This is a genomic window from Moorena sp. SIO3B2 (assembly GCF_010692525.1).
Lineage (GTDB): Bacteria > Cyanobacteriota > Cyanobacteriia > Cyanobacteriales > Coleofasciculaceae > Moorena > Moorena producens.
On the sequence record NZ_JAAHHE010000331.1, the window covers coordinates 1 to 6,539 of the forward strand.

Annotated in this window: 2 protein-coding genes; both read left to right on the forward strand. The window is 46.0% G+C overall.

Annotation, left to right across the window (positions count from 1 at the left end):
• A partial coding sequence (locus tag F6K38_RS32750; protein ID WP_287359256.1) for an nSTAND1 domain-containing NTPase occupies positions 1-4,254 on the forward strand: 4,254 nt, incomplete at its 5' end.
• A 561-nt stretch (positions 4,255-4,815) separates the two neighbouring features.
• A complete protein-coding gene (locus F6K38_RS32755; protein ID WP_287256629.1) occupies positions 4,816-6,324 on the forward strand; it encodes a group II intron reverse transcriptase/maturase in 1,509 nt (502 codons plus the stop codon).
• Positions 6,325-6,539 lie beyond the last annotated feature (215 nt).

The window sequence follows — 6,539 nt, forward strand, 5'->3', positions numbered from 1 at the left end:
ACTGAAAATGACCGCTTATTATTTTACTTTGCTGGTCATGGAGTCGCTCTCAATGGGGATGATGGTCCGGCTGGTTACTTAATTCCTCAAGATGCTTTACTGGGGGATACTAATAGTTATCTGCCCATGACGAAGTTACACGATGCTTTAAGTCAATTACCCTGTCGTCATTTCTTGGGTATCCTCGACTGCTGTTTTGCTGGTGCTTTTAAATGGTCGAGTACTAGGGATTTATTAACCTCGCCAGAAGTAATTCACCAAGAACGATACGACCGTTTTATTAGTGACCCAGCCTGGCAAATTATTACTTCTTCAGCTTCTGACCAAAAAGCCCTCGATAACTTTAATTTAGATAGCGAACGCGGTCAATTCGGCAATCATTCCCCTTTTGCTAGTGCATTATTAGAAGCCCTAGAAGGGGCAGCAGATATCTATCCTCCTGCTACGAATGGTAAACCGGCTGGAGATGGGGTAATTACAGCCACAAAATTATATTTATATTTACGGGATCGAGTCGAAATTCCCACAGAAAAATGCCGTCTACGACAAACCCCTGGTATTTGGTGTTTAAATAAGCACGATAAGGGAGAATATATCTTTCTTTCTCCCGGACATGAACTTAATTTACCACCAGCACCACCATTGGATGAGTCACAAAATCCCTATCGCGGTTTAAAGTCCTTTGAGGAGAAACACAGTTCACTGTTTTTCGGTAGAACATTACTAGTAGAAAAGTTAGAAGATTTTGTCAAAGCTAATCCCCTGACAGTGGTGTTGGGTGCTTCCGGTTCCGGTAAATCTAGCTTGGTAAAAGCAGGATTAATTCCCAAACTACGGCAAGATAATACTGAGAAATGGTGTATTTTGCCACCCATCCGTCCTGGTGAGACTCCCTTGCCACCATTAAATAATGTGCTATTTAATGCTAAGTTACCTAATGTTGAGCCACAAAACCCACAGCAGAACCTGGCAATGAGCATTGATGTTTGGGGGAAAAATAACCCCAACTCTAAGTTATTACTGTTTATTGACCAAAGCGAAGAAATTATTACACTCTGTCAAAACTTAGATCAGCGTAAGGAGTTTTTCCAACAGATACTCACAGCCATCAATGGCCATGGGGATAAATTACGGGTAGTATTAACCTTACGGTCTGACTTTGAACCCCAAGTCAGGGATGCTGGCTTAAAGTTTGTCCCCACAGACTATAACGTGGAAAACACTGTGCTTACAAAGCGTTGGCACAGCGGACGATTTATTGTACCGGCGATGACACGAGGGGAACTAAGGGAAGCGATAGAAAAACCGGCTCAAGCACGGGTAATGTATTTTCAACCCCACGAATTAGTAGAAAAATTAATTGATGAAGTGGCGGATATGCCCGGAGCATTACCCCTGCTGTCTTTTGCATTGAGTGAATTATTCCTCAAGTATTTAAGGCGGCAACGGGAGGCACAATACAGGGGTATTACTATTGACCGGGCGTTGACTCAAGCCGATTATCAGGAATTGGGGGGAGTAATGCGATCGCTAACTCAAAGGGCTGATCTTGAATATGAGGCGCTAGTTAATGAAAATCCCGCTTATGACCAATTAATCCGTCATGTGATGTTACGGATGGTGGCACTAGGTGGGGGTGAGTTAGCCCGTAGGCGGGTACCTTTATCGGAACTAGAATATCCACCAGCAAAAAATGGTTTAGTTAAGGAAGTAATTGATTGTTTTAGCACAGCACGGTTATTAGTAGAAGGACAAGATAGTGAGGGGAATCCTGATGTAGAACCAGCCCATGATGCTTTAGTACGGGGATGGCAAAGATTGCTGGGATGGAAGCAACAGGAGGAGGAAAGCCTACTTCTGCAACGGCGGTTGACGACCGTAGCCCAGGAGTGGAAAAGCCAGCAACAGGCAAAGTTTCTTTGGAATGCTAACCCTCGTCTGGATTTGTTGAAAAAGGTATATTTATCGGATGATAACTGGTTAAACCAGGTAGAAGTTGATTTCGTGCGGCGCAGTGTTAGAAAAAAACGCCGTAACACAATGGTGGGTTGGAGCATCGCTGGCTCAGTTCTTTTGGGGGCAATGATTTTCAGTGCTGCCGTTTGGAACCAATGGAGAAACTCTGAACTTAATAATGCCAATTCTCTCGGTCGCTATTCTTTGTCCCTGTTTGCTGAACATAAAGAAATGGAGGCTTTCGTGGAGGCGATTAGGGCAGGAAAAATCCTACAAAAACACAAGAAAAGCGACCCACAGGTGATGAGTGCCCTGCAGAAAGTTCTTTATGAAGGCAGCGAACGCAACCGCTTGCAGAGGCATACTAACATTGTCAGTAGCGTCAGTTTCAGCCGGGATGGCCAGACCTTGGCTTCTGGCAGTGATGACAACACCATCAAACTCTGGAATCGTAAGACAGGCAAGTTAATCCGCACCCTCCCGGGGCATACTGGACCTGTCAATAGCGTCAGTTTCAGCCCCAATGGCAAGACCTTGGCTTCTGGCAGTAATGACGAGACCATCAAACTCTGGAATCCTAAGACAGGCAAGTTAATCCGCACCCTCATCGGGCATGATAACGTTGTCAATAGCGTCAGTTTCAGCCGGGATGGCCAGACCTTGGCTTCTAGCAGTACTGACAACACCATCAAACTCTGGGATCCTAAGACAGGCAAGGTAATCCGCACCATCCATGGGTATGATCACCCTCTCTGGGATCCTAAGACAGGCAAGGTAATCCGCACCCTCCATGGGCATACTGGACATGTCAATAGCGTCAGTTTCAGCCGGGATGGCCAGACCTTGGCTTCTGGCAGTACTGACAACACCATCAAACTCTGGGATCCTAAGACAGGCAAGGAAATCCGCACCCTCCATGGGCATGATAACGTTGTCAATAGCGTCAGTTTCAGCCGGGATGGCCAGACCTTGGCTTCTGGCAGTACTGACAACACCATCAAACTCTGGGATCCTAAGACAGGCAAGGAAATCCGCACCCTCAATGGGCATGATGACCTTGTCACGAGCGTCAGTTTCAGCCGGGATGGCCAGACCTTGGCTTCTAGCAGTCAGGACAACACCATCAAACTCTGGAATCTTGTGACGGGCAAGGAAATCCGCACCCTCAATGGGCATGATGACCTTGTCACGAGCGTCAGTTTCAGCCGGGATGGCCAGACCTTGGCTTCTGGCAGTTTTGACAACACCATCAAACTCTGGAATCTTGTGACGGAAAGGGAAATCCGCCCCCTCATCGGGCATGATAACTCGGTCAGTAGCGTCAGTTTCAGCCGGGATGGCAAGACCGTGGCTTTTGATAGTGATGACAACACGATCAAACTCTGGAATCTAGAGACGGGAACCGAAATCCGCACCCTCCATGGGGATGATAACTCGGTCAGTAGCGTCAGTTTCAGCCGGGATGGCAAGACCTTGGCTGTTGGCAGTAGTTATGACAACTATGACCACATGATCCAACTCTGGAATCTAGAGACGGGAACCGAAATCCGCACCCTCCATGGGCATAATGATAGCTTTCATAAAAGGGTCACTAGCCTCAGTTTCAGCCCCGATGGCCAGACCTTGGCTTCTGGCAGTGATGACCGCACGATCAAACTCTGGAATCTAGAGACGGGAACCGAAATCCGCACCCTCCCGGGGCATGATAACTCGGTCAAGAGCGTCAGTTTCAGCCCCGATGGCCAGACCTTAGCTTCTGGTAGTGATGACCGCACGATCAAACTCTGGAATCTAGAGACAGGAACCGAAATCCGCACCCTGATCGGGCATGATGACTGGGTCAATAGCATCAGTTTCAGCCGGGATGGCCAGACCTTGGCTTCTGGCAGTGGTGACAAGACGATCAAACTCTGGAATCTAGAGACGGGAACCGAAATCCGCACCCTGATCGGGCATGATCAATTGGTCACGAGGGTCAGTTTCAGCCCCGATGGCCAGACCTTGGCTTCTGGCAGTAATGACGAGACGATCAAACTCTGGAATCTAGAGACAGGAACCGAAATCCGCACCCTGATCGGGCATGATGACTGGGTCATTAGCGTCAGTTTCAGCCCCGATGGCCAGACCTTGGCTTCTGGCAGTAGTGACGGCACGATCAAACTCTGGCATTTAGACTTAAACTTAGACTCTTTAATGGCGAGGAGTTGCGATTGGGTGCGCAATTATTTGCAGAATAATCCTAATGTCAGCGAGAACGATAGGCACTTGTGCGACAATGGTGCGGCTCGTTCCAACTAGGAACCTCTAAATAGAGGGTATAAGTTGGGGGAATCGCGAGGTCAAAAACCTCAAAAATTCCTAACTATTTCTTGGATGTGGGTGAAAGCCCCACCCCTGCGGAGACAGGTGACTCCTTACCTGGCCACACCGAGATGAACGGCATTTCATTAGAGTGAAGCTGGCAACAGGGCGCAATCAGTTGAAAATGAAGCAGATAGACAACACTGGCGCTAATAGGGAGGTGACAAGGATAAACAGGTTCTATAAAAGTGTCCAAGCGCAGAGCTACGAAATCTGGAAATAAAAATTCGTATGACTCTATTATCTATTCTCATCACATTATCGTTGTGATAGTCATAAACTCCGAGGAGATAATGGGCAAAATGAACCGTCCTAAATCCCCAGACCAATCTCAGGAATGGAACGAGTAAAAACGACAGCAAAATACGGGTCTGGGAACAAAGGTCGTAATCCCAGTAAGTTATGCCAAACCTAATCCCCACTGTCGGGTAGGATGCAGGCGGAAACTGCCTGCGGGTATCCAGAATACACAAACTCTAGCAGAGCATAGTTAGACACATGAGTAACAAAACTTATAGTGAACTTTGGAAAGGACAAAATTGGAAGAAACTCCGACAAAACCTTTTCCGCCTACAAAAGCGAGTGTATAAAGCAGTTCAAGCTGGGAATTTGAGGAAAGCCCGGTCTCTACAGAAACTGATTCTAAAATCCCGTTCAGCACAACTTTTGGCCATCCGTCAAGTAACACAACTAAATAAAGGCAAAAAAACTGCCGGTATTGACGGGAAGACAGCCCTCAATTACAAAGAGCGTATGGAGCTACTGAATGAATTGAACCACTATGGCCACGTCTGGAAACATAGCGGACTTCGAGAAATTCCTATCCCTAAAAAGAATGGAAAAGTAAGAATTCTTAAAGTACCTACCATAGCCGACCGAGCATGGCAAGTAAGCGCCAAATTCGCCCTGGAACCAGCCCATGAAGCAACCTTTCACGCCCGAAGTTACGGGTTTAGAACTGGACGCAGTGCTCACGATGCCCAACAATATATGTTCACGAATCTAGCGGCGAACAAAAATGGCATCAATAAAAGGGTTATCGAATTAGACATAAAGAAGTGCTTTGACCGTATCTCCCACAAATCCATCATGGATAGATTGATAGCACCAACTAGTCTGAAAACGGGGATATTCAGATGTTTAAAAGCTGGCATCAATCCGGAATTCCCTGAACAAGGAACGCCCCAGGGAGGGGTAGTCAGCCCACTTCTCGCCAACATTGCACTCAACGGAATAGAAGATACACACCCTAGCGTCCGATATGCGGACGATATGGTAATATTTCTAAAACCAAAAGACGACGCTGAAAAGGTATTAAATAAAATAAAAACCTTTTTAGCAGAACGCGGAATGGAAATCAATGAAGAAAAGACCAAGGTAACCAAAACGACAGACAGTTTTGACTTCCTGGGCTGGAATTTCCGAGTCCAAAAAAAGAATGGAAAATTCAGAAGTATTCCTTCAAAGGAAAACTACGAAACTTTCCGTAAGAAGGTAAAAACCATAATTCTCAGCTCGAACTATGGTGCAGAGAAAAAGGCGCAAAAACTAGCACCCATAGTAAGGGGATGGAGAAACTACCACAAATGGTGTGACATGAACAGCGGGAGAGACTCCCTCTGGTTCATAGACGAATCCGCAAGACGTAAATTCCTAAAAGAAAAGAAAGTAGACAAACATAAGGCTGTAGAGCTATGTAAGAAAGCTTTCCCAAAAGTAGGACACGAGCAAAACGGATTTATCATGGTAGAGAAAACTAGAACCCCCTACGACGGAAACATAACGTATTGGAGTAGAAGAAATTCTAAACTATACGACAATGTAACAGCTAAAGCTCTGAAAAGACAACACCATTCCTGTGGACACTGCGGATTAAAATTCATAGACGACGAATCTGTACATCTTCATCACATAGATGGAAACCACGACAATTGGAAGTCAAAGAATTTAATGGCAATACATCAAAGTTGCCACCAACAACTCCACTGGAGCAAGTCGAAGGACTAGGATATCTAGGAGCTGGATGAGGGGAAACTTTCACGTCCAGTTCTGAAGGAGAGGTGCCCTAGGGTAATACCTAGGCATCGACTCTAACTAAAGAAGTAGTTGCAAAAGATAAAAGTTTTTAAGGCCGTAGCAGCTATTCGTCAAGTCCCTTGACCGTAGGTCACGCTACGCGAACGCGACCATTCAAAATTAAAAATTAAGAATTAAAAATTCAA

Excerpts from the sequence above, each read along its gene's own strand:
- F6K38_RS32755 (WP_287256629.1), top strand. The coding sequence starts at position 4,816 with ATGAGTAACAAAACTTATAGTGAACTTTGGAAAGGACAAAATTGGAAG.